25 protein-coding genes and 1 pseudogene are annotated in these 22163 nt (G+C 67.2%); 6 read left to right on the top strand and 20 right to left on the bottom strand.

The window, feature by feature from the left end; translation table 11 throughout:
• Nucleotide 1 precedes the first annotated feature (1 nt).
• The 4 genes from GZH52_RS05225 to ndk form a co-directional block, all read right to left on the bottom strand.
• Entirely contained in the window at nt 2-871 is an 870-nt protein-coding gene (locus tag GZH52_RS05225; RefSeq protein WP_163315424.1) for a RodZ domain-containing protein, read from the bottom strand.
• A 4-nt stretch (nt 872-875) separates the two neighbouring features.
• Complete coding sequence (gene pilW, locus GZH52_RS05220) at nt 876-1619, bottom strand: type IV pilus biogenesis/stability protein PilW (RefSeq protein ID WP_163315423.1); 744 nt, start codon at nt 1617-1619, stop codon at nt 876-878.
• Nucleotides 1616-2710, bottom strand: coding sequence for a dual-specificity RNA methyltransferase RlmN (gene rlmN, locus GZH52_RS05215; protein ID WP_163315422.1), 1095 nt, complete (start codon nt 2708-2710; stop codon nt 1616-1618). The genes pilW and rlmN overlap by 4 nt, the downstream gene beginning before the upstream one ends.
• Before the next feature lie 66 nt (nt 2711-2776).
• Nucleotides 2777-3202, bottom strand: a complete 426-nt coding sequence (gene ndk, locus GZH52_RS05210; RefSeq protein ID WP_136553234.1) for a nucleoside-diphosphate kinase — start codon at nt 3200-3202, stop codon at nt 2777-2779.
• A gap of 139 nt (nt 3203-3341) precedes the next feature.
• Between ndk and GZH52_RS05205 the strand changes: the two genes are divergently transcribed.
• Nucleotides 3342-4070: an SPOR domain-containing protein gene (locus GZH52_RS05205; RefSeq protein ID WP_163315421.1), complete on the top strand. Its 729-nt coding sequence runs from the start codon at nt 3342-3344 to the stop codon at nt 4068-4070.
• 12 nt (nt 4071-4082) lie between these two features.
• On the opposite strand, the gene zapE is transcribed toward GZH52_RS05205, so the two are convergent.
• A complete protein-coding gene (gene zapE / locus GZH52_RS05200) occupies nt 4083-5234 on the bottom strand; it encodes a cell division protein ZapE (protein WP_163315420.1) in 1152 nt (383 codons plus the stop codon).
• Between the two features lie 9 nt (nt 5235-5243).
• The gene (gene cysM, locus GZH52_RS05195; protein ID WP_163315419.1) at nt 5244-6134 is read right to left on the bottom strand and encodes a cysteine synthase CysM; all 891 of its coding nucleotides are present in this window, start codon (nt 6132-6134) and stop codon (nt 5244-5246) included.
• A gap of 360 nt (nt 6135-6494) precedes the next feature.
• Here cysM and GZH52_RS05190 point away from each other — a divergent pair, with 360 nt between their 5' ends.
• Nucleotides 6495-6899 (top strand): LysE family translocator, encoded by a 405-nt coding sequence (locus tag GZH52_RS05190; RefSeq protein ID WP_239058017.1) that lies wholly within the window; start codon nt 6495-6497, stop codon nt 6897-6899.
• Here GZH52_RS05190 and GZH52_RS16775 read toward each other — a convergent pair.
• The 10 genes and pseudogenes from GZH52_RS16775 to cmk form a co-directional block, all read right to left on the bottom strand.
• The gene (locus tag GZH52_RS16775; RefSeq protein ID WP_163315418.1) at nt 6888-7304 is read right to left on the bottom strand and encodes a helix-turn-helix transcriptional regulator; all 417 of its coding nucleotides are present in this window, start codon (nt 7302-7304) and stop codon (nt 6888-6890) included. The genes GZH52_RS05190 and GZH52_RS16775 overlap by 12 nt on opposite strands.
• A 49-nt stretch (nt 7305-7353) precedes the next feature.
• Nucleotides 7354-7593: pseudogene (locus GZH52_RS17105) on the bottom strand (AraC family ligand binding domain-containing protein); the annotation flags it as partial.
• A 295-nt stretch (nt 7594-7888) separates the two neighbouring features.
• Nucleotides 7889-8884, bottom strand: a complete 996-nt coding sequence (gene rfaD / locus GZH52_RS05175; protein ID WP_163315416.1) for an ADP-glyceromanno-heptose 6-epimerase — start codon at nt 8882-8884, stop codon at nt 7889-7891.
• Between the two features lie 21 nt (nt 8885-8905).
• Nucleotides 8906-9868, bottom strand: a complete 963-nt coding sequence (gene rfaE1 / locus GZH52_RS05170; RefSeq protein WP_163315415.1) for a D-glycero-beta-D-manno-heptose-7-phosphate kinase — start codon at nt 9866-9868, stop codon at nt 8906-8908.
• 1 nt (nt 9869) lies between these two features.
• Nucleotides 9870-10607 (bottom strand): orotidine-5'-phosphate decarboxylase, encoded by a 738-nt coding sequence (gene pyrF, locus GZH52_RS05165; RefSeq protein WP_163315448.1) that lies wholly within the window; start codon nt 10605-10607, stop codon nt 9870-9872.
• A 32-nt stretch (nt 10608-10639) separates the two neighbouring features.
• Complete coding sequence (lapB, locus tag GZH52_RS05160; RefSeq protein WP_163315414.1) at nt 10640-11800, bottom strand: lipopolysaccharide assembly protein LapB; 1161 nt, start codon at nt 11798-11800, stop codon at nt 10640-10642.
• Between the two features lie 29 nt (nt 11801-11829).
• Nucleotides 11830-12120, bottom strand: coding sequence for a LapA family protein (locus tag GZH52_RS05155; protein WP_163315413.1), 291 nt, complete (start codon nt 12118-12120; stop codon nt 11830-11832).
• A 122-nt stretch (nt 12121-12242) separates the two neighbouring features.
• Entirely contained in the window at nt 12243-12536 is a 294-nt protein-coding gene (locus GZH52_RS05150) for an integration host factor subunit beta (protein ID WP_136553218.1), read from the bottom strand.
• 8 nt (nt 12537-12544) lie between these two features.
• A complete protein-coding gene (gene rpsA, locus GZH52_RS05145; RefSeq protein WP_163315412.1) occupies nt 12545-14245 on the bottom strand; it encodes a 30S ribosomal protein S1 in 1701 nt (566 codons plus the stop codon).
• Nucleotides 14246-14335: 90 nt separating this feature from the next.
• Nucleotides 14336-15004 (bottom strand): (d)CMP kinase, encoded by a 669-nt coding sequence (cmk, locus tag GZH52_RS05140; protein WP_163315411.1) that lies wholly within the window; start codon nt 15002-15004, stop codon nt 14336-14338.
• Between the two features lie 156 nt (nt 15005-15160).
• On the opposite strand from cmk, the gene aroA reads away from it, so the two are divergent.
• The 3 genes from aroA (at nt 15161) to GZH52_RS05125 (ending at nt 17496) form a co-directional block, all read left to right on the top strand.
• On the top strand, nt 15161-16468 hold the full coding sequence (aroA, locus tag GZH52_RS05135) for a 3-phosphoshikimate 1-carboxyvinyltransferase (RefSeq protein ID WP_163315410.1): 1308 nt from the start codon (nt 15161-15163) through the stop codon (nt 16466-16468).
• Nucleotides 16465-16881, top strand: coding sequence for a nucleoside triphosphate pyrophosphohydrolase family protein (locus tag GZH52_RS05130; protein ID WP_163315409.1), 417 nt, complete (start codon nt 16465-16467; stop codon nt 16879-16881). The genes aroA and GZH52_RS05130 overlap by 4 nt, the downstream gene beginning before the upstream one ends.
• Before the next feature lie 63 nt (nt 16882-16944).
• Nucleotides 16945-17496: a cytochrome b gene (locus GZH52_RS05125; RefSeq protein ID WP_163315408.1), complete on the top strand. Its 552-nt coding sequence runs from the start codon at nt 16945-16947 to the stop codon at nt 17494-17496.
• Here the strand turns inward: GZH52_RS05125 and GZH52_RS05120 are convergent, their stop codons facing one another.
• Nucleotides 17497-18381, bottom strand: coding sequence for a prephenate dehydrogenase/arogenate dehydrogenase family protein (locus GZH52_RS05120; RefSeq protein WP_163315407.1), 885 nt, complete (start codon nt 18379-18381; stop codon nt 17497-17499).
• A gap of 52 nt (nt 18382-18433) precedes the next feature.
• Here GZH52_RS05120 and GZH52_RS05115 point away from each other — a divergent pair, with 52 nt between their 5' ends.
• Nucleotides 18434-18748 (top strand): DUF4936 family protein, encoded by a 315-nt coding sequence (locus GZH52_RS05115; RefSeq protein WP_163315406.1) that lies wholly within the window; start codon nt 18434-18436, stop codon nt 18746-18748.
• Here GZH52_RS05115 and pabC read toward each other — a convergent pair.
• The 3 genes from pabC to fabF form a co-directional block, all read right to left on the bottom strand.
• Nucleotides 18740-19549 carry an aminodeoxychorismate lyase gene (gene pabC, locus GZH52_RS05110; protein ID WP_163315405.1) on the bottom strand — a complete coding sequence of 270 codons (810 nt, stop codon included), beginning with the start codon at nt 19547-19549 and terminating at the stop codon, nt 18740-18742. The genes GZH52_RS05115 and pabC overlap by 9 nt on opposite strands.
• The gene (locus GZH52_RS05105; RefSeq protein ID WP_163315404.1) at nt 19549-20844 is read right to left on the bottom strand and encodes an aminodeoxychorismate synthase component I; all 1296 of its coding nucleotides are present in this window, start codon (nt 20842-20844) and stop codon (nt 19549-19551) included. The genes pabC and GZH52_RS05105 overlap by 1 nt, the downstream gene beginning before the upstream one ends.
• Before the next feature lie 74 nt (nt 20845-20918).
• Nucleotides 20919-22160 (bottom strand): beta-ketoacyl-ACP synthase II, encoded by a 1242-nt coding sequence (gene fabF / locus GZH52_RS05100; RefSeq protein WP_163315403.1) that lies wholly within the window; start codon nt 22158-22160, stop codon nt 20919-20921.
• Nucleotides 22161-22163: the final 3 nt, after the last annotated feature.

Here is a 22163-nt window from a genome sequence, read left to right as displayed (position 1 = left end):
CTCAGTCCAGGTTGAGCGTCGCGGTCGAGCCGCGGATCTTGCCGCTCAAGTCGACCGGCTGGCCGTTATGGAAGACCTGCACCTTGGACGCATTGCCGATGCGCACGCGGTAGGGCGGCGTGCCGCTGACCGACTTTTGCTCGCCCGCCTTGAGCGTGCCGAACACCAGCTTCTGACCCTTGGCGTCGGTCACCGAAACCCATGCGTCCTCGCTGGCGGCCAGACGCAGCGCACCGGCCACGGCCGCAGCGGGCGCGCTGGCGGCCGCCGGCGCCGCGGCCGGCATGGCCGCCTGCGTGTCGGCGCTGTCGGCCGGCGGTTGCGTAGCCTCGCCTTGCGCGCCCGACGACGCCTGCGCCGCGATGGCGTCCTGCGCCGGTGCGGAGGCCATCGCTTCGTCCGGCGACTCGACGATGCCGGACGGCGCGGAGGCGACCATCGGCGCAAGCGTCTCGTCCGCCGCGTCGTCGCCACCGGCGCCCGCGAACCACCACGCGCTGCCGGCCAGCACGCCGACCAGCAAGGCACCGCCGATCCAGCGGCCCGCGCCGGAGCGCGACACGTTTTCCCGGCTTGAATCGGCCTCGCGCACGATCGCGTTCTCGGCCGGTTGCGGCGGGAAGGCCTGGTCAAGCGCATGCATCAGCGGTGCGGGATCGATCTCGAGGAAGCGCGCGTAGTTGCGAACGAAGCCGCGCACGAAGGTCGCGCCGGGCAAGGCGGCGAAATCGTCGCGCTCGATCGCTTCGAGCTGGCGCACCGAGAGTTTCAGACGCTCGGCGACATCACCGAGCCCCAGTTGCCGCGCCTCGCGCGCCGCACGCAATTGCGCGCCGACGCCCGGGCCTCCCCCTTTTTCGACTGCGTCCATCTGACTAGCTTCCACTCAGGTATTGTTGGGTCTCGACCGAATCCGGATACGTCGCCAAGAGGCGCTCACCCAGCCTGCGCACGGCGGCCGTGTCGCCCTGTAGCTTGGCCAGGCGCACCCCCAGCCATAAATCGGCAGCGTCCTCGCGGGGCAACTGCGCCGAGAGCCGCTGGTAATAAAAGGCCGCCAGCTTGCCGTTGCCGCGGGTAATCTGCAGCTCGGTCATCGCACGCAGAGCGGCCGCGTCCTTGCCGTCGGCGCGCAGCACCTCGAGCAAATCGCGGTTGGCGCCATCGTAGTCGCCGGCCTTGCCGCGGCACAGGCCGCGGTTGAGCGTCGCCGTCATCGGCTTGTCGTACAGCGGGTCGGACAGCGCGCGCGAGAAGTACTCGAGCGACGCGGCTGCCTGGCCGCGGCTGCACAGGAACCAGCCGTAGTTGTTGTTCACTTCGGGGTTGCTGCGGTCGACCGATAGCGCGCGGCGGAAGGCCGATTCGGCGTCCTTGTCCATGCCCAGTTGCATCAGCACCAGCGCGCGCACCATATGCCCGCTCTGGTAGCCGCTGTCGGCGTCGACCGACGCGTTGGCCGCGTCGAGCGCCGCGCGCATATTGCCGTAGCGCATGTACTCGATCGCCAGTTGCGCCTGCGTCTGCGCGAATTCGCGCGACGACGCGGCCCATGCCGGCAGCGCCAGCATGCCCAGCAGCAGCGTAACGATCAGGCCGCGCGCACGCGCGAGTCTCATTCCTTGCCTTCCTCGACGATTTGCATCCACTTGGCCTGGCGACGCGTCTTGTCCTGCACCTGACCGGCCAGCTGCCCGCACGCGGCGTCGATGTCGTCGCCACGGGTCTTGCGCACCGTCACCACGAAGCCGGCTTCCTGCAGAAGTTCGCGGAAGGTGCGGATCGCGTTGTTGCTCGACCGCGCGTAGCCCGAATGGGGGAAGGGATTGAACGGGATCAGGTTGAACTTGCACGGCACGTCACGTACCAGTTCGATCAACTGCCTTGCATGTTCCGGTCTGTCATTGACGCCGTCAAGCATCACGTACTCGAAGGTCACGAAGTCGCGCGGCGCCTTCTCGAGGTAGCGGCGGCACGCGGCCATCAGTTCTGCGAGCGGGTATTTCTTGTTGATCGGCACGATCACGTCGCGGATCGCGTCGTTCGGCGCGTGCAGCGAAACGGCCAGCGCGACCGGGCAATCCTCGCGCAGCCTGTCCATCTGCGGCACGAGGCCGGAGGTGGAGACCGTCACCCGGCGTCGGCTCAGGCCGTAGCCGTGGTCGTCGAGCATGATGGACAGCGCCGAAACCACGTTGTCGTAGTTGGCCAGCGGCTCGCCCATTCCCATCATCACCACGTTGGAGATCACGCGCTCGTTCTTCGGCGTCACGCCGAGCGCCTTGTTCGCCCACCACAGCTGGCCGATGATCTCGGCGGTGCTGAGGTTGCGGTTGAAGCCCTGGCGGCCGGTCGAGCAGAAGGTGCACTCGAGCGCGCAGCCGACCTGGGAAGACACGCACAAGGTGCCGCGGTCGTCTTCGGGAATGAAGACGGTCTCGACCCCGTTGCCGGTGCCGACGTCGAGCAGCCACTTGCGGGTACCATCCCCGGATGCCTGCCCCGTCATCAACTCGGGCACGCGCACCTCGGCCGTCTCGATGAGCTTGGCGCGCAGGCTCTTGGCGAGGTCGGTCATCGCGTCGAAGTCGTTTTCACCCATCTGGTGCATCCAGCGCATCACTTGCTTGGCACGAAACGGCTTTTCGCCCATCTCGGCAAAGTGCTGGGTCAGTGCAGGCAGGTTGAAGTCGAGCAGGTTGGTTTTCATCGGGAGCATCTCGCAAAAACGGCAGCTGCCCGCACGGGAGCAGCCGCCGTCCGTTACATCATTCGCTTAGCGCGGGCAGATTTCGGTCGCCGCGAAGAAGTAGGCGATTTCGATCGCTGCGTTCTCCAGGCTGTCCGAACCGTGCACGGCGTTGGCGTCGATCGACTCGGCGAAGTCGGCGCGGATGGTGCCGGCGTCGGCTTTCTTCGGGTCGGTCGCGCCCATCAGTTCGCGGTTCTTCAGGACGGCGTTTTCGCCTTCCAGAGCCTGGATCATCACCGGGCCGGAGGTCATGAACGCGACCAGGTCGCCGAAGAACGGACGGTCCTTGTGCACGGCGTAGAAGCCTTCGGCTTCGGCGCGCGACAGGTGCTTCATCTTGGCGGCGATGACTTTCAGGCCGTTCGACTCGAAGCGGTCGTAGATCTTGCCGATCACGTTTTTAGCGACTGCATCGGGCTTGACGATGGACAGAGTACGTTCGATTGCCATATAAATCTCCTAATTACGAATACAGATGCTTAATAGCTGTTGGCCAGCCGGCACCGGTTGCACAGAAAGCGTCTTTCCGAAGAACCCGGTATTTTACCAGCCTTCTCAAGCCTTTGCTGTAGAGATTGACAAGGACACGATGACGAGCCAGCCCGACAAGCCGCAAGCCCCCACCCCGCAACCCGGCGGCGAACGCAGCATGAAAAAGCGCATCGCGATCGCCGCCGCGCTGGCGCTGGCCGCACTGGCCAGCATCCCGTTGCTCGAACGTAAGCCCGCCGCCCCCGGCGAAGAACAGGCTGCCAGCGGCCGCCTGAGCGGCCCGCTGCCGGTCGCCTCCGAGCCGCTGCCGGCTCCCGCGCTCAGCGCGTCCGCCCCGCTCGTTGCCAGCACTCCCTCGCCCGGCCTGCCGGTCGGCCCGGCCACCGAGTCAACCCCCGGCCTTGCATCGACGCCGACGCTGATGGTCGAGGCCGTCGTGCCGCAGGCCAAGGCGGTGACAAGCCGCTCCGCCGAAACGCAGGCACCGGCCACCACACAACGCACGGCCGCCGCCAGCGCCGCGCCGCAAGCGGCCAAGACGGCTGCCACGCCGCGCGCCGACACCACAGCTCAGGGCCAGGTCACCCCGCCCGCTGCCAGCCGCCCGCAGGGCAGCTCCTTCGGCTACAGCGTGCAGCTTGGCCTGTTCTCCAATATCGGCAACGCCGAGAAGCTGGTCGAAGAGCTCAAAGCCAAGGGCATCGCTGCCAAGAGCGAGACGCGCATCCAGTTGGGGCCGTTCACGACCCGCGCCGAGGCCGAAGACGCGATGGCGCGCCTCAAAGCGCTCGGCTACACCCCGCTGTTGATCCCGCTCGGCCAGTAAGCCTCCCCGAGTTCAGGTCTCGACCACGCCGGCGAGCGTCGGCTCGACCACCTGGTGCGCCAATGCAAGATAGGTCTGCGACTGCATCTCGGTGAGGCGGCTCGCCGTACGGAAGAACTCGCCCGATTGCACGCCCTCGGTGTAGATCTGTTCGGCCGGCACCGCGCTGCTGGCAACCAGCTTGACGCGGTGGTCGTACAACACGTCGACCAGCCAGGTGAAACGGCGCGCCTCGGACGACTGCGCGGCGGTCAGCCTGGGGATATCCGACAGGAACAGCGTGTGGTAGGCCTGCGCGAGTTCGAGGTAGTCGGTCTGCGCGCGCGGCCCGCCGCACAGCGTCGCGAAATCGAACCACACCACCCCCGGCGCGCGGCGCACCGTACGCACGCGCCGCCCCAGGATCTCGATCTGCCGACCGGTCTCACCCGCCGTACCGGCGATCCGCTCGAACATCTCGGCCAGGTGCGCGTCGGTCGCCGCGTCGTGCGGTACCACGAACAGCGGCTCGCGGGTCAGCTCGCGCAGGCGGTAGTCGTTGCCGCCGTCGACGTTGAGCACCTCGAGCTGCCGCTTGATGAGTTCTATGGTCGGCAGGAAGTTCTGCCGCTGCAGCCCATTGGGGTACAGCCCGTCCGGCTGGTAATTCGAAGTCATCACGAACACCACCCCGCGCGCGAACAGGGCGTCGAGCAGCCGCCCCAGCATCATCGCGTCGGCGATATCGCTGACGTGGAACTCGTCGAAGCACAACAGCCGCGTCGAACGGGCGATACGGTCAGCCAGCGCGAGCAGCGGATCCTTTTCGCCGGCGAGCTTCTTCAGTTCGCGGTGCACGTCGGCCATGAAGTGGTGGAAATGCACGCGCTTCTTGCGCCGGTACGGCACGCACTCGTAGAACGCGTCCATCAGGAAGCTCTTGCCACGGCCGACCCCACCCCACATATAGAGTCCACGCGGCACCTCAGGCTTGAACAGCGAGCGGCCGAGGAAACGGTTGCGCCGCGACTTGAAGTCGACCAGCTGCTGCCAGAGCGCGTCGAGCCGCGCAATCGCCGCGGCCTGCGCCGCGTCGCGCACGAAGCCCTTGTGCGCAAGCGCGGCCTCGTACCAGGCAAGCGGCCGCTCGTTGCCGGCTGCGGGGGAAAACTGGTGCTGGGACATGGGCACTCCTCAGGCGAACAGGCCGGTCGACAGGTAGCGGTCGCCGCGGTCACAGACGATGGACACGATCACCGCGTTCTCGAGCGTCTCGTTCAGCCTGAGCGCGACCGCGAGCGCGCCGCCGGACGAAGGCCCGGCAAGGATACCCTCCTCGCGCGCGAGGCGCCGCGCCATCGCCTCGGCGTCGGCCTGCGACACCAGCTCGAGGCGGTCGATCTTGCCGTAGTCGCAGATCGCCGGCAGGTAGGCGTCCTCCCACTTGCGAATGCCCGGGATCTGGCTGCCGGCTTGCGGCTGCACGCCGACAATCTGAACGGCCGGGTTTTGCGCCTTGAGGTAGGCACCGACCCCCATCACCGTGCCGGTGGTCCCCATGCTGGAGACAAAATGGGTGACGGCACCCCCGGTACCGGCCCAGATCTCGGGACCGGTACCCTCGAAGTGCGCGAGCGGGTTGTCCGGGTTGGCAAACTGGTCGAGGATGCGGCCAACGCCTGCCGCCTGCAAACGTCTCGCCTCGTCAATAGCGCCGGGCATCGACGCGTCCTTGGGCGTCAACACCACCTCGGCGCCGTACGCGCGCATGGTCTGCACTCGCTCGGCGCTCGAGTTCTCCGGCATCACCAGCACCAGCCGGTAGCCCATCATCGTCGCGGCCATCGCAAGGCCGATGCCGGTGTTGCCGCTGGTCGGCTCGATCAGCGTGTCGCCCGGACGGATGTCGCCGCGCGCCTCGGCATGGCGGATCATCGACAGGGCGGGACGATCCTTGACCGAGCCGCCGGGGTTGCTGCCTTCAAGCTTGACCAGCACGACGTTGCTGGTCTCACCCGGCAGCCGTTTGAGGCGCACCAGCGGCGTGTTGCCGACATAGTCTTCGAGGTAATGGTAGGAGGGCACGGGAGAAGCCTTGCTGTCGCGAAGCGGCCATTATACCGGCGTCAAATCGCGCGCGCAGGGCTTGCCCACGCGATACCGCCTGGGCGGCTTACGCGCGCCGGATCAATTTCGTTCAATACGCCATCGGGCAGCGACGCCAGCATGGAGACCCCACCCCAATCTGGAGTCCACCATGAGTCTTGCACTGGTTTTGCCGATGTCCGCCTTCGCCCTGGCCGCCTCGATTTCCCTGGGCCCGGTCAATATGGTCTGCCTGGGCAGCGGCGCCCGCTACGGCGTGCGCGCGAGCCTGGCCTTTGTCAGCGGCGCGACCGCCGGCTTCATCCTGCTGTTTATCGCAGCGGACTCGGTCTGGCCGCCATGCTGCACACGCTGCCCGCGCTCGCCGGCGCCCTCAAATGGGGAGGTATCGCCTTCTTGCTGTACCTGAGCGCTAGGCTGGCGCTCGATGACGGCACAGTCTCGGTCGAAGCGGCCGCCTCGCCTCCCGGCTTCGTGGCAGGCGCGCTGATGCAGTGGCTGAACCCGAAGGCGTGGCTGGCCGCCCTCTCCGGCATCAGCGCGTACACCTCGGCAGCCAGCCACGGCGAGCTGACGCTGTTTACTGCGCTGTACGCGCCGATCTGCTGGCTGTCGCTGGCCTGCTGGTGCTACGGCGGCGCCTTCCTTGGCCGCCAGTTCGGACGCGCGGCCAACCTGCGCCGGCTGAACCGGACGCTCGCCGCCCTGCTCGCCAGCAGTTGCGCCTTCCTGCTATTCGCGTGACGCACGCCGGTACTGGCGGGGCGTACTCGCCAGCAGCCGCTTGAACACGCGCTGGAAGTGCGCTTGGTCGGCAAAGCCGCTCGCCAGCGCGGCCTCTGCGATCGTCTGCCCCTGTCGCAGCGCACGCTGGGCGTACTGCACGCGACGGTTCAGCAAATACGCATGCGGGGGCAGGCCGAAGTGCCGCTTGAAGCTGCGCACCAGGTGCTCAGGGCTGACCCGGGCGCGGCGGCTCAATTGCGACAACGGATGCGCACTGGTGCACTCTGCGTCGAGGTAGCCGGCCACCTCGCCCAGCGCGGCGGGCACGCATACGAGGTCTTCTGCCTCGGCCAGTAAGGGCAACAGCCTGGTGAGAAAGCCCTGCAGCGCCGCGCCCTTGGCGTCGCTCCCCAGCGACGCCATCGAGCAGGGATTCGACCAGAGAGACAAACTCGGCAAACACTTCGGCGTGGCTCAGCGTATCCGGCTTGAGCGCCCGCCACTGCGGTGCCGGCGTGAGGCCCAGCGCGTGGCGCTGGCCAGCCAGCCACGCCGCATCGACGTAAAGCATCAGGTAGGACCACGGCTCGCCGTCAATCGGGTTACACGCGTGCACCTCATCCGGGTTGATCTGCACCAGCTCACCTGCCGCCACCCGGTACGCGCGCTCGCCGCACAGGAAAGTGCTTTGGCCGCCGGTGATGGCTCCCATCGACCATTCGCGATGGCTGTGCGGCGCGTAACAGACGGTGCGGCCATCGTCGACCTTGCGCACTTCAACATGCGGCAAGGCGGCATCCCGCCAGAAAATGGGTGCAGCCATGCCAGGCCCTCCATCACGAATCATCCAGCCGGCCGCCCCTTGCCGCCAAGCCCAGAGGACACTGTAATGCCTCGCCGCGGCCAAAGCAGCACGGACAAGCGCGCCTCGTGGCGGCAGCACGACAACCCGCACGCAAAAAAAACCCGCCGGCAGCGGCGGGTTCGGGGGACGGCGCGGATGGCGCTCAGCGGCTCATCAGCCAGTCGACGTAGCGCGAGACGCCCTCTTCGACCGTCGACATCGGCGCGGTGTAGCCGGCTTCGCGCAGGCGGGTGATGTCGGCCTGCGTGAAGCTCTGGTACTTGCCCTTGAGCGCGTCCGGGAAGTCGATGTACTCGAGGATGCCCTGCCCGACCAGCTCGGCGAGCGACAGCGCGTCCTTGCCCTCGTGACGGCGGCAGGCGTTGACGGTGGCGACCGCGACGTCGTTGAACGGCTGCGCGCGGCCCGAGCCCAGGTTGAAGATGCCGCTCTTGTCCGGGTTGTCGAGAAAATGCAGGTTGACCGCGACCACATCGTCGACCGACACGAAGTCGCGGCTTTGCATGCCGTTCTCCCAACCGTCGTAGCCGCCGAACAGCTTGACCTTGCCGGTCTCGCGGTACTGGTTGAAGTTGTGGAAGGCAACCGACGCCATCCGCCCCTTGTGCTGCTCGCGCGGGCCGTACACGTTGAAGTAACGGAAACCCGCCACCTGCGCGGTCAGCCCCTCGGCCATGCGCTGGCGCAGCACCTGGTCGAACAGGAACTTGGAGTAGCCGTAGACGTTGAGCGGGCCTTCACAGGCGCGCTCCTCGCGGAACACCGTGCCCTTGCCGTAGGTCGCGGCGCTCGACGCGTACAGGAAGGGGATCTCCTCGGACTGGCAGAACTCGAACAACTCCTGCGTGTAGTGGTAGTTGTTCTCCATCATGTACTTGCCGTCGTGGTTCATGGTGTCCGAACACGCGCCCTGGTGCAGCACGGCGTCGATCTCGCCGTCAAAGGCACCGTCGCCGATCAGCGAGATGAAGTCGCGCTTGTCGAGGTAGTCCTCGATCTCGCAGTCGACCAGGTTCAGGAACTTCTCGCCCTTCTCCAGGTTGTCGACGGCGAGGACGTCGGTGCGTCCGCGCGCGTTGAGCGCCTTGACGAGGTTGGAGCCGATAAAGCCGGCAGCGCCGGTGACGACGATGGTCATCTCTGTCTTCCTTGTCGCGCCTTACAGCGCAAAGAGTTCATCCTGGCGGCACACCGCGGTGCCGAGCTTGGCCACGACGATGCCGGCGGCCGCGTTGGCGAGCGTCATCGCCTGCGCCAGCGGCAGCGACGCCGCCAGCGAAAGGCCCAGCGTCGCGATCACCGTGTCGCCGGCGCCGGACACATCGTAGACTTCGCGCGCGAGCGTCGCCTGGTTGAGCGCGCCCGCGTCGGTAAACAGCGTCATCCCCTCTTCCGAACGGGTGACCAGCAGCGCGTCGAGCGCGAGCTTGCTGCGCAAGGCCTCGGCCTTGGCGCTCAGCTCGGCCTCGTCGGCCCAGCGCCCGGCCACCTGGCGGAACTCGCTGCGGTTGGGGGTGAGCAGCGTCGCGCCGGCGTACCTGGCGTAGTCGTCGCCCTTGGGGTCGACCAAGACCGGTTTGCCGGCGGCGCGGGCAAGGGTAACCATCGCCGCGACGTGGGCGAGGCCGCCCTTGCCGTAGTCGGACAGGATCACCGCGTCGTGCGCAGGCAAGAGCGCGGAAAATTCGTCCAGCTTGTCGGCCAGGATCTCGCGGCTGGGGGTGTCCTCGAAGTCGAGGCGGATCAGCTGCTGCTGGCGGGCGACCACCCTCAACTTGATGGTCGTCGCGATCGACGCGTCACGCTTGAGCGAGGTGGCCACACCCGCGTCGGCCATCAGTCGCTCGAGCGCGCCGGCCGCCTCGTCGTCACCGACCACCGACAACAAGGTCGCCTGGCCACCCAGGCTCGCGATATTGCGCGCGACGTTGGCCGCGCCGCCGGCGCGCTCTTCCATCTTCTCGATGCGCGCGACCGGCACCGGTGCCTCCGGCGAGATGCGCGTCGCATCACCAAACCAGTAGCGGTCGAGCATCACGTCGCCGACCACCAGCACGCGCGCACCGGCCAGACGCTTGGCAAGCGGTGCCGCTTCCAGCCCCATCGATTCGAGCAGCGCCATATCAGCCGACCTTCAAAGCGGACAGTTCGGCGTTGATCGCCGTGAGCACGGCGAGCGGGTCGGCCGCGCGGGTGATCGGACGGCCGATCACCAGGTAGTCGGCGCCCGCTTCGACAGCGGCGCTCGGCGTCATCACCCGGCGCTGGTCGTCGGCCACCGCGTCGGCCAGACGAATGCCCGGCGTCACCAGCTTGAAACCCTCGCCCAGCGCAGCACGCAATCGCGTGGCCTCCTGCGCCGACGACACCACGCCATCCAGGCCGCTGTCGCGGGCGAGCGTCGCCAGGCGCAGCACCTGCTCGTCCGGCGGGACGGTCACGCCGATTTCGGCAAGATCCGCCGCTTCCATGCTGGTGAGCACGGTCACGCCGATCAACAGCGGGCGCTGGCTGTAGGGCGCGACCGCCTCGGCCGCCGCAGCCATCATGCGCCGGCCGCCGGAAGCGTGGACGTCGACCATCCACACGCCCAGCTCGGCTGCCATCTTGCAGGCGTGGGCGACGGTGTTCGGGATATCGTGGAACTTCAGGTCGAGGAAGACCTGGAAGCCGCGCGCGACCAGCGCCTCGACCAGGCTGCGGCCAGAGGCGGTAAAGAGTTCCTTGCCGACCTTGACCCGACATTGGGCAGGGTCCAGGCGGGCGGTAAAGGCAAGCGCGGCGTCCGCGCGCTCGAAATCGAGCGCGACGATCACCGGCGAAGTGGGCACGCCTGCGGGCGCGCCGATCAGTGGATTCATCATCAATCTTCCTGGTAGGACTTGGGCCCGGGTCAGCCTTCGCTGCGGTTGGGCGTGAAACTCTCCCACTCGCCGCACGCCGGGCAATGCCAGAAGAACGCGCGCGAGCGGAAATTGCAGCGGCGGCAGCGGTGCTGGGTCAGCCGCTGCGCGTACTTGAGCACCAGCGAGCGCACCAGTTCGGCGTCGGAACGGCCTTCCGGCGTGACGAGTTCGCCGATCTGCGCCTCGATCAGGCGGTAGGCGCCGGCGAGGCTGGGCCGCGCGTGCACCGAGTCGCGGGTGACGGAGAGCGCGCGTGCGCTGCCCTCGTAAGTGGCGACCTTCTCGTAGAGGATCTCGGACAGTTCGAGCTGCGGGAAAGCCTGGCTGTAGCCGCGCAAGAGGGCGATCCCCTCGGCGGGCTTGCCGAGCTTCTCGTACGCGTCGAACAGGCGTTCGGCCGCCATCGACAGGTACTCGTAATTCTGCTTCTCGATCTGCTGCCATGCGGCAATGGCGGCGGGGTAGTTCTCGGCGGCAAACTCGATGTCGCCGGCGATCAGGCTCGCGCGCACGCATTTCCGGTTGGCGGCAAACGCTTCGGCGACGTATTCGCGCGCCTTGCCTAGCTCGCTGCGGTAGAGCTCGGCCTGCGCAAGCTCGCAGTAGAACTGCGCGACCTCGTGCTGGAACGAATGCGCGTCGCCGCGCAACTCGCGCGCGGTGCCGATCGCTTTGAGCCAGTCGCGGTCCTGCTGGTAGATGTCGAGCAGTTGGCGGCGCGCCTTGCGCCCCATATTGCCGGCCAACAGCCCGAGCAGGATCTCCTCGGCGCGGTCGACCAGCCCCGCCCGGTAAAAGTCCTGCGCGAGCTCGAAGCTCACCTGCTCGCGGCCTTCCGGCGCAAGGTCGGGCGACTCGAGCATGCCCTGGTGCAGGCGGATCGCGCGGTCGTTCTCGCCGCGCTTGCGGTAGAGCTTGCCCAGCGTCAGCGCAAGTTCGCTTGCCTGCGGCTGCTGGCGGGCCACTTCGGACAGCGACTGCGCGGCGACGTCGGTCTTGTCGTCGACCAGCGCGTCCAGCCCCTTGAAGATACCCGCCGGCAGCGCCTTGGCCTGCTTGAGGACGGTACCCATGTCGACGCGCGCAGCCAGCCAGCCCAGCGCGAAGAACGCCGGGAACAACAACAACCACCAAAGATCGAGTTCCAAGAAAAACCCCGGTCAGTCAAAAAGACGCCTCAGTCCGCCAGCGCGTCGCTGGGGTCGGCGTCGACGCGCCCGGCAGGCCGGGTACGCAGCTCTTTTTTCAGCTGCGACAGCTCGCGGCGGACGCGCAGATAGTAGGAAAAGGTCGAAAGCAGGCCGATGGCCGCGCCGGCGACGAAGAAGATCAGCAGGAACAGGATCAGCGGCGCCTGGAACGCGTGTCCGAAGAACAGCTTGAACTCCACAATGGCGCTGTTCTGCACGGTGACGGCAACCAGCACCAGCAGCAGGACGACTTCGAGCAGACGGACGATATAGCGCATGGTGCCCTCTCGCGACGGTTCAAGGCCCGAAGTTTAAACGAAACGGCGGCGAGCGCCCACGGCGGGCAACAAAAAACGCTGCCCGGATGGACAGCGTCTTGTTTGATAAGCGACCGAACGGCTCAGTCCCCACTGGGGACAAGGTCGACCCGCTCGCGCAATTCCTTGCCTGCCTTGAAATGAGGCACGTATTTCTCAGGAACGGCGACGCTGGTGCCCGACTTCGGGTTGCGGCCGATCCGCGGCGGACGGTAGTTCAAATCGAAACTGCCGAAACCGCGGATTTCGATCCGCTGTCCCTGTGCCAGGCTGCCGGCCATCGCATCCAGAATGGTTTTGACGGCCAGCTCAGCGTCTTTGGCGACCAACTGAGGATAACGTTCGGACAGCTTCGCAATCAGCTCAGACTTGGTCATGGCGCAACTTATTCGTTGTTGCCGCCCGACAGCTTCGCCTTGAGCAGCGCGCCCAGGCTGGTGGTGCCGGCGCTGACGTTGGCGTCGGAAGCGGTGCTCAGGCTGCGCATTGCTGCGGTTTCCTCAGCGGCGTCCTTGGCCTTGATCGACAGGCTGATCGAACGGGACTTGCGGTCCACGCCGATGATCAGCGCTTCGACTTCGTCACCTTCCTTCATCACGGTGCGCATGTCTTCGACACGGTCACGCGAAACTTCGGAAGCGCGCAGGTAGCCTTCGACTTCGTTGTCCAGGGCAATCACGGCACCCTTGGCGTCGATGGTCTTGACGGTACCCTTGACCAGGGCGCCCTTGTCGTTCATCGCGACGAAGTTGTTGAACGGATCGCCTTCCAGCTGCTTGATGCCCAGCGAGATGCGTTCCTTCTCGACGTCGATCGACAGGACAACTGCCTCGACCTCGTCACCCTTCTTGAACTTGCGCACAGCTTCTTCGCTGGCTTCGGTCCAGGACAGGTCGGACAGGTGAACCAGACCGTCGATGCCGCCCGGCAGGCCGACAAACACGCCGAAGTCGGTGATCGACTTGATGGCGCCGCTGATCTTGTCGCCCTTCTTGTAGTTCTGCTCGAACTCTTCCCACGGGTTGGCCATGCACTGCTTCATGCCCAGCGAGATGCGGCGGCGGTCTTCGTCGATCTCGAGGATCATGACTTCGACTTCGTCGCCCACCTGAACCACCTTGGACGGGTGAACGTTCTTGTTGGTCCAGTCCATCTCGGACACGTGTACCAAGCCTTCGATACCCTGTTCGATCTCGACGAACGCGCCGTAGTCGGTCAGGTTGGTCACCTTGCCGAACAGGCGGGTACCGGACGGGTAGCGACGCGACAGGCCGACCCACGGATCTTCGCCCAGCTGCTTGAGGCCCAGCGAGACGCGGTTCTTTTCCTGGTCGAACTTGAGGACCTTGGCTTCGACTTCGTCGCCAACGGCCAGCACCTCGGACGGGTGCTTGACGCGGCGCCATGCCAGGTCGGTGATGTGCAGCAGGCCGTCGATGCCGCCCAGGTCAACGAACGCACCGTAGTCGGTGATGTTCTTGACGATGCCCTTGACCACGACGCCTTCGCGCAGGGTTTCCAGCAGCGCCTTGCGCTCTTCGCCCAGGGTCTCTTCCAGCACGGCGCGGCGCGAAACAACGACGTTGTTGCGCTTGCGGTCGAGCTTGATGACCTTGAATTCGACTTGCTTGCCTTCGTACGGGGTGGTGTCCTTGACCGGACGCACGTCGACGAGGGAACCCGGCAGGAAGGCGCGGATGCCGTTGACCATCACGGTCAGACCACCCTTCACCTTGCCGCTGATCACGCCGGACAGGATCTTGCCGGCTTCCAGGGCTTCTTCCAGCTCGATCCAGGCGGCCAGGCGCTTGGCCTTCTCGCGGGACAGCTTGGTTTCGCCGAAACCGTTTTCGATAGCGTCGATCGCGACGGTCACGAAGTCACCGATCTTGACTTCGACTTCGCCGTTATCGTTCTTGAATTCTTCGACCGGAACCAGGGACTCGGACTTGAGGCCGGCGTTCACGGTTACAAAGTTGGAATCAATGCCGACGACTTCAGCAGTGATCACTTCGCCAACGCGCATTTCCTGGAGCGCCAGGGATTCTTCGAACAGTTGGGCAAAGTTCATTTCGAGGGTAGTCATGTAAGAATACTCACACGTGCATGCCTTGCGGCATGCGGGGTTAGGGTTGATCAAAAACGCCCGGCAGCGCCGGACGGGTCCTGCAAAAAATCAATGGCCGGAGGCCGAGGCTTCCCGGTACCACGCGAGCACGGATTCGACCGCCTGTTCGACAGTCATGTCGCTGGTATCGAGGAGTCGGGCATCCGGCTCCTGCCGCAGGGGCGCCACGGTGCGGGCCGCGTCACGCGCGTCACGCTCGTGGATGTCCTGCAGAATCCGCGGGAGGTTAGCAGAATCTCCCTTGCTTATCAACTGTTTATAGCGGCGGTCGGCACGCACGTCGGCGCCCGCGGTCAGGAACACCTTGAGCGTCGCGTCGGGGAAAACCACCGAACCCATGTCACGTCCGTCTGTGACAAGACCCGGCGCCTGACGGTACGCGCGCTGGCGCTCGAGCAGCGCGGCGCGCACCGCCGGCAAGGCGGCGATCGCCGAGGCGCCCATGCCGATCTCTTCGCTGCGGATCTCGGCTTCGACGAACTCGCCCGCCAGGAACACCGCGTCGTCGCGGAACTCGGCCGGCAGCGCGCGCGCGAGCGCGGCGACGGCTTCCTCGTCGTTCCAGCTGACGCTGCTGCGTTTCGCGTGCAGCGCGGTCAGCCGGTAGAGCGCGCCCGAGTCGAGGTAGGCAAAGCCCAGCAGCCGGGCGACGCGGGCAGCGACGGTGCCCTTGCCGGAGGCAGAAGGGCCGTCGATGGTGATGACAGCAATCGTCATGTCGTTTAATTTCTTTCCTGCGGCCGCGCGCGTGCAACGCCCGGCCAGACTTAACCGAAAGCGCGGATTCTAGCCCAGCGCCGACCCGTAAAGCCACATTTTCCAGATAGCTCAGGCAGTTAAGGTGCCGGGCTGCCCCAACGACCAAGGCCAACCATGGAACAACTCGCCCTGCCCCCCTCCACCCGCGCCAGCGGCTGCCTCCCCCTGCCCGGCTCGAAAAGCATCTCCAACCGCACCTTGCTGCTCGCGGCATTGTCAGCCGGCGACACCCGCGTCTGCGGCCTGTTGGACGCCGACGACGTCAGCCGCATGCTCGAGGCACTCAAGACGCTCGGGGTAGGCGTGCGCCGCGAGGGCGACAGCCGCGACTTCGTGGTGAGCGGGTCGGGCGGGCGCTTTCCCGCGCGCGAAGCCGACCTGTTCCTCGGTAACGCCGGCACCGCCTTCCGCCCGCTGACCGCTGCGCTCGCGCTGATGGACGGCCACTACCGCCTGTCCGGCGTGCCGCGCATGCACGAACGTCCGATCGGCGACCTGGTTGACGCGCTCGCCGGTGCCGGCGCGGCGATCCGCTACGAGGGCGTGCCCGGCTACCCGCCCTTGTCGATCGCGCCGGCCACCGTCAAGACCGGGGCGGTGATCCCGATCCGCGGCAACGTCTCCAGCCAGTTCCTGACCGCCTTGCTGATGGCGCTGCCCCTGACCGGGCAGGCGGCGACCGTCGAGGTGGTCGGCGAGCTGATCTCCAAGCCGTATATCGAGATCACGCTCAAGCTGATGGCGCGCTTTGGCGTGACCGTCAGCCGCGACGGCTGGCAGCGCTTCCATATCGCCGCCGGCCAAATCTACAAGAGCCCCGGCGTGATCCACGTCGAGGGCGACGCCTCCAGCGCGTCGTACTTCCTCGCCGCCGGCGCCATTGCCGGCGGGCCGGTGCGCGTGGAAGGAGTCGGCCAGGGCAGCATCCAGGGCGACGTGCGCTTTGCCGAAGTGCTCGAGGCAATGGGTGCGACCATCCGCATGGGCGAGAACTGGATCGAGGCCGAGGCGAACGGGCCGCTGACCGCCATCGACGTCGACCTCAACCATATCCCGGACGCGGCGATGACCATCGCGCTGGCGGCGCTGGCCGCCAAAGGCACGACCACCCTCCGCAATATCGAGAGCTGGCGCGTCAAGGAGACCGACCGCTTAAGCGCGATGGCGACCGAGCTGCGCAAGGTCGGCGCAACGGTCGAGGAAGGCCGGGACTATATCCGCGTCACCCCGCCCGCGACGCTGACGCCGAACGCCGTGATCGACACCTACGACGACCATCGCATGGCGATGTGCTTCTCGCTGGTCTCGCTGCTGGGCACGCCCATCGTCATCAACGACCCCGCCTGCGTCGGCAAGACCTTCCCCGGCTACTTCGACGCGCTTGCCAAGCTTACCCAGAAGGCGGGCACGCCCGCGCGATGAGCGACTTCTTCGGCAAGCGGCGCGCCCTGATGCGCGAGGCGGGCGACCCGATCCCGGCGCACCCTCTGCACGACCCAGCGGCACTCGCGCAATGGGAGGCCATGCTCGCCGAGGAGCTTGGCGAGTTTTCCCGAGCGCTCGCCGCGTACCGCGGGGTCGATACCCGCGACGCCGACGCGCTCTTGCAGGCGCAAGCCGGGCTGTGCGCGGAAGGCGTCGACGTGCTCAACGTCGTCTCCGGCCTGCTGATCGCGCAGGGGCTGCCGCTGGAGGCGATGTTCGACGCGATCCACGCGGCCAACCTCGCCAAGTGCGCAGCAGGACGCAACGCGCAGGGCAAGCTCGTCAAACCGGCACACTGGCAGGAGGCCGACAAGGCCGGCGTGATCCGTGCCAGCCTCGCAAAAAGCTGAAACGAAACGGTGGGCGGGCTGCTTTACTGGTAAGGCTAATTGGATAAAACAGGAAAGCACGCCATGCTCTTCAATAGCCGCCGCAGCTACGGGACCGTCGCCCGCGCCTTTCACTGGCTGACTTTCGCCGCCCTCTTGGTCGTCCTCGCGATGACGCAGGTGCGCGAACTCTTCGACAAGCAATCCGAGGCGCGCGTCGAGATCTGGCAGTGGCACATCAGCTTCGGCATTCTGGTCTTCCTGCTGACCGTGCCGCGGCTCGTGTGGCGGCTAGGCAGCCGCCTACCCGAAACCAGCCCGCCGCCCAAGAAGCTCGACATGCTGCTCGCGCACGTCACCCACTGGACGCTGTACGCGCTGTTGCTGATCACACCGCTGTTCGGGCTGTGGTCGCTGCAGGCGGGCGACGCGACCGTGCACTTCTTCGGCCTGTCGCTGCCGCAACTCTTTGGCGTCGACGACGCGCTGTCGCACAAGCTGAAGGAAATTCACGGCACGCTGGGTGGCACCGTGTTCTGGCTGGCCGTGCTGCATATCGCCGCTGCGCTGTGGCACCACTGGCGGTTGCACGACGACACGCTGACCCGCATGGCCGGGCGCGAACGGCCCGACTGACTACTGGCCGCGCAAGAAACGCTGGTACCAGCGGTTGCGCGCGTCGCGCGCCCGCTCGAAGGTGTGCTGCATCGCCTCGCCGTCGGCCTCGGCCAACTGGCTGCGCAAGCGGTTGAGCCCAGCCATGTAGTCGTCGAGTTCACCGAGCAGGGCGTCGCGGTTGGCCAGCGCGATGTCGCGCCACATCTCCGGGTGCGAGCCCGCGATGCGGGTGAAGTCGCGAAAGCCGGTCGCCGCGAAGTCGAAGCGGCGCTCGGCGTCCGCCCGCGCAACAATCCTCTCCACATACGCGAACGCCAACAGGTGCGGCAAGTGGCTCACGCTGGCGAACACGCTGTCGTGCTCGTGCGCGGCCATCTCGTGTACGTCGGCGCCGCAGGCCTGCCACAGCGCGCGCACCGTAGCCACCGCGTCGTCGTCGGATTCCGGCAAGGGGGTGAGCACCACGCGCCGCCCTTCGTACAGGCCGAACTGCGCGGCGGCGGCGCCGGAGAGGTCGGAACCGGCGATCGGGTGCGCCGGCACGCAACGCGCCAGATGCTCAGGCAGGTGCTCGCGCATCAACAGCGCGACGTCGCCCTTGGTGCTGCCCGCGTCGGTGACGATGGTATGTGCGGGAAGCTTAGGCGCCATCGCGCCGAACAAGGCACCCATCTGCCCGACCGGCGTTGCAAGCAGCACCATATCCGCCCGCGCACAGGCGGCCCCCAGCTCGGTGCTGACCTCGTCGACCACCCCCAGTTCGAGCGCGCGCTGCATGTTGGCGAGCGAGCGGCCGACACCGATCACGTGGCGCACGCGGCCGGCGCGCCGCAACGCCAGCGCAAACGATCCGCCGATCAGCCCGACGCCGACCACCACCAGCGTGTCGATGCTTGCCTGCACTGCCACCCTCCCCTTACCCTGAACCCGGCCCATCCGGCCGGCACGAGGCAACATGATAAGCGAATTACTGGAGCAAGACAGCAAGGCGAGCCTGTACGTGTACTACCGGCCGCCGGTGCCATCGACCGCGCTGGCGCACGAGGTGCGCGCGCTGCAGGCTGTGCTCGCCAAGCAACACAGCGTGCGCGTGCAATTGCTCGCGAGGCACGATGCCAAGGGCGAAACCTGGATGGAAGTCTACGAGGGACTCTCCGACCCGCGCGCGTTCGACGCTGCGCTGGCCGAGGCATTGGAGGAAGCCAAGCTTGCCGGGCGGCTGGGCGCGCGCCACCACGAGTGGTTCGCGCCCTACCCCGGCTCAGGCTGAGGCAAGCGCCGCCTGCGCACGGCGGGCCAACGGGAAGGCCTGCCAGCACCGCTCGTCGAGGCGGACGACCGGCCACACGCCGGCCAGCGAGTTGACGAGCCATACCTCGTCCGCGGCCAGCACATCGTCGGGACTCAGCCGCACCTCCTCCAGCACGAGGCCCTGCGTCGGTAGCCAGTCGGCGAGCCACGCGCGCAGCGCGCCGCTGACCCCGCATGCATCGAGCACGGGCGTCAGCACCCGCCCCCCCGACACCAGCACCAGGTTCATCATCGTCCCCTCGACCACCCAGCCTTCGCTGTCGAGCAGCAACCCCTCGCGGATGTCGGGGTCGGACCACTCCGAGCGTGCGAACACGTTCTCCAGCCGGTTCAGGTGCTTGGCGCCGGCCAAGCGTGGCTGGCGCGCGAGCCTGAGCGCACACCAGCGCGCGCGCACCCCGTCGGCGGCGAGTTCCGCCGGGTAGCCAGCCCACGGCGACGCGGTGACGACCAGCGTCGGCGTGACATCCAGAGCCATCGCGTAGCCGCGCGCGCCTACGCCGCGGGTCAGCGTGAGCTTGGCCACCGCGCGCGGCAAGCCCTCCGCCGCGTGCGCAAGTTCGGCCAGCATCAGGCCTTCGTCCGGCAATGGCAGCGCAAGCTGTGCACAGTCGGCCGCGAAGCGCTGCCAGTGCCAGCGCCACAAGCGCGGCACGCCGTCCAGAAGCTCGACGGTACGGAAGATGCCGTCGCCGTAGGCAAGGCCGCGGTCGGCGACGGCTATCGTGTCGGCCGCGCGGCCGTTGACACGCACCGCCATCAGGCGAGCGCCACACCCAGCGCGCGCAGCAGGCCGCGCGCCTTGTGGCGGGTCTCCTCCAGTTCGCGCGCCGGGTCGGAGTCGGCGACGATGCCGCCGCCCGCCCGGAAGCGCAGCGTCTGCCCCTGCTGCATGATGGTGCGGATCAGAATGTTGAAGTCCATGGTGCCGTCCCGGTTTATGTAGCCGAGGCTGCCGGTGTACGCACGCCGCGCGTCACGCTCGAGCTCGCGGATGATCTGCATGGTACGCACCTTGGGGCAGCCGGTGATGGTGCCGCCGGGGAACAGCGCGCGCAGCACGTCGGCCGGGTGGACGCCCGCGCGCAGCCGTCCGCGCACGGTCGACTCGATATGGTGGACGTAGGCGTAGCTCGCCACCGCCATCAGTTCGCTCACCTCGACCGTCCCCGGCTCGCAGACGCGGCCCAGGTCGTTGCGTTCGAGGTCGACCAGCATCACGTGCTCGGCGCGCTCCTTGGTGCTCGCGATCAGCCGCGCCTTCAGCGCGGCGTCCTCCGCCGCGTCGGCGGCGCGCGGGTGGGTGCCGGCGATCGGGCGGGTGTTGATCCAGCCGTCGCGTACTTCTACTAGGCGCTCGGGCGACGAGCTGACGATCTGCGCGTCGCCCAGGTCCATCAGCGCCGAAAAAGGCGCCGGGTTGGCGCGGCGCAGCGCGGCAAACACGTCGGACGGGCGTACGTCGCCCGCCAGTTCCGCCCGCCAGCCGCGCGAGATATTGACCTGGAACACGTCGCCTTCACGGATGTAGTCCTTGATACGCACCACCGCGTCGGTGTAACGGCTCGGCTCGTCTTCGAGTAGGGCCTGAAGCGTCACCGGCCGCGCGTCGAACGCGCCGCCCGTAGCCAGCAACTCGGCGAGCGCGTCCAGTTGCGCGTCGGTCTCGGCGAACAGCCACGCCTCGCCGCTGGCGCGGTTTACCTCGATGGCCGCCGGCACCCGCATAAGCGCCCCCAGCGGGAAGTCGTCGGGCAGCGCCGGCGCGACCTTGGGCTCGAACTCGGTCAGCAGCTCATAACCCAGGTAGGCGACCCAGCCGCCGCCGAACGGCAGGCCAGCCTCCGGTGCCGGCCCCGTGCACGAAAGCGCGCGCAGGTCGCTGACGAAGGCAGCACCATCGGGCGCACCGTAGACTCGGCGCTCTTCAGGCAGGGCGAACAGGAGGTCCCAACCCGCATCGGCGGATGACTGCAACAAGGCGGGAAAACGGGCGGGGTCGGACGCCTGCAGCGCGATCAGGTCGGGCGCGGCAGGCAGCAGGTGGACGGGCATGGCGGCATGGAACCGGACAAAAGAAAACCGCCGCGAGTGTATCGCAGCGGTTTGTGTCGTCAAGCCTCGCCGGTTCAGATCTTGCGGAACACCAGCGTACCGTTGGTGCCGCCGAAGCCGAAGGAGTTGGAGATCGCGACGTCGATCTTCATCTCGCGCGCGGTGTTGGCGACGTAGTCGAGGTCGCAACCGCCTTCGATGTCCTGCTCGAACAGGTTGATGGTCGGCGGCGATACCTGGTGGTGAATCGCCAGCACCGAATACAGCGCCTCGACGCCGCCGGCGCCGCCCAGCAGGTGGCCGGTCATCGACTTGGTCGAGTTGACCACCAGTTTCCTGGCGTGCTCGCCGAAGGCGATCTTCAGCGCGTTGGTCTCGTTGGCGTCGCCCAGCGGGGTCGACGTGCCGTGCGCGTTGACGTAGTCCACTTCGTCCGCGTTGATGCGCGCGTCGCGCAGCGCGTTGGCCACGCCGCGGGCCGGGCCCTCGGCGTTTGGCGCGGTGATGTGGTGCGCGTCCGAGCTCATGCCGAAACCGGCGAGTTCCGCGTAGATGGTCGCGCCGCGCTTGACGGCGTGTTCGTATTCCTCGAGCACCAGCACGCCGGCGCCCTCGCCCATCACGAAGCCGTCGCGGCCCTTGTCCCACGGCCGCGAGGCGGTCGCCGGGTCGTCGTTGCGGGTCGATAGCGCCTTCATCGCGGCGAAGCCGCCGATGCCCAGTCGGGCGATCGCGCATTCGGCGCCGCCGGCAACCATCACGTCGGCGTCACCGTACTGGATCACCCGCGCGGCGTCGCCGATGCAGTGCGCGCCGGTGGTGCACGCGGAGACGATGCCGTAGCTCGGCCCCTGGTAACCCTTCATGATCGACACGTGGCCGGCGATCATGTTGATCAGCGAACCCGGGATGAAGAACGGGCCGATCTTGCGCGGGCCGCCTTCCTGCAGCGCGACGCCGGTGTCCTCGATCAGCGGCAGGCCGCCGATGCCGGAACCGATGTTGACGCCGACCCGCGTCTTGTCGAGGCCGGCGACGTCGTCAAGTCCCGCGTCGGCGATCGCCTGCAAGGCGGCGACGACGCCGTAGTGGATGAAGCTGTCCATCCGGCGCGCTTCCTTGGCCGGGATGAACTGCGTCACGTCGAAATCGCGGACTTCGCCGGCGATCTGGCAGGCGAGGTCGGACGCGTCGAAACGGGTGATGCGGGAGATGCCGCTCTTGCCGGCCAGGAGATTGGCCCAGCCGCTGGCGACATCGTTGCCGACCGGGGCGACATGCCCGAGGCCGGTGACTACGACTCTGCGTTTTGACACAGG

Origin of the sequence: Crenobacter caeni (assembly GCF_010435965.1) — a bacterium.
GTDB classification, from domain to species: domain Bacteria; phylum Pseudomonadota; class Gammaproteobacteria; order Burkholderiales; family Chromobacteriaceae; genus Craterilacuibacter; species Craterilacuibacter caeni.
Note: the sequence above shows the minus strand (reverse complement) of the source record. Positions and strands in the feature narration are given on the sequence as shown.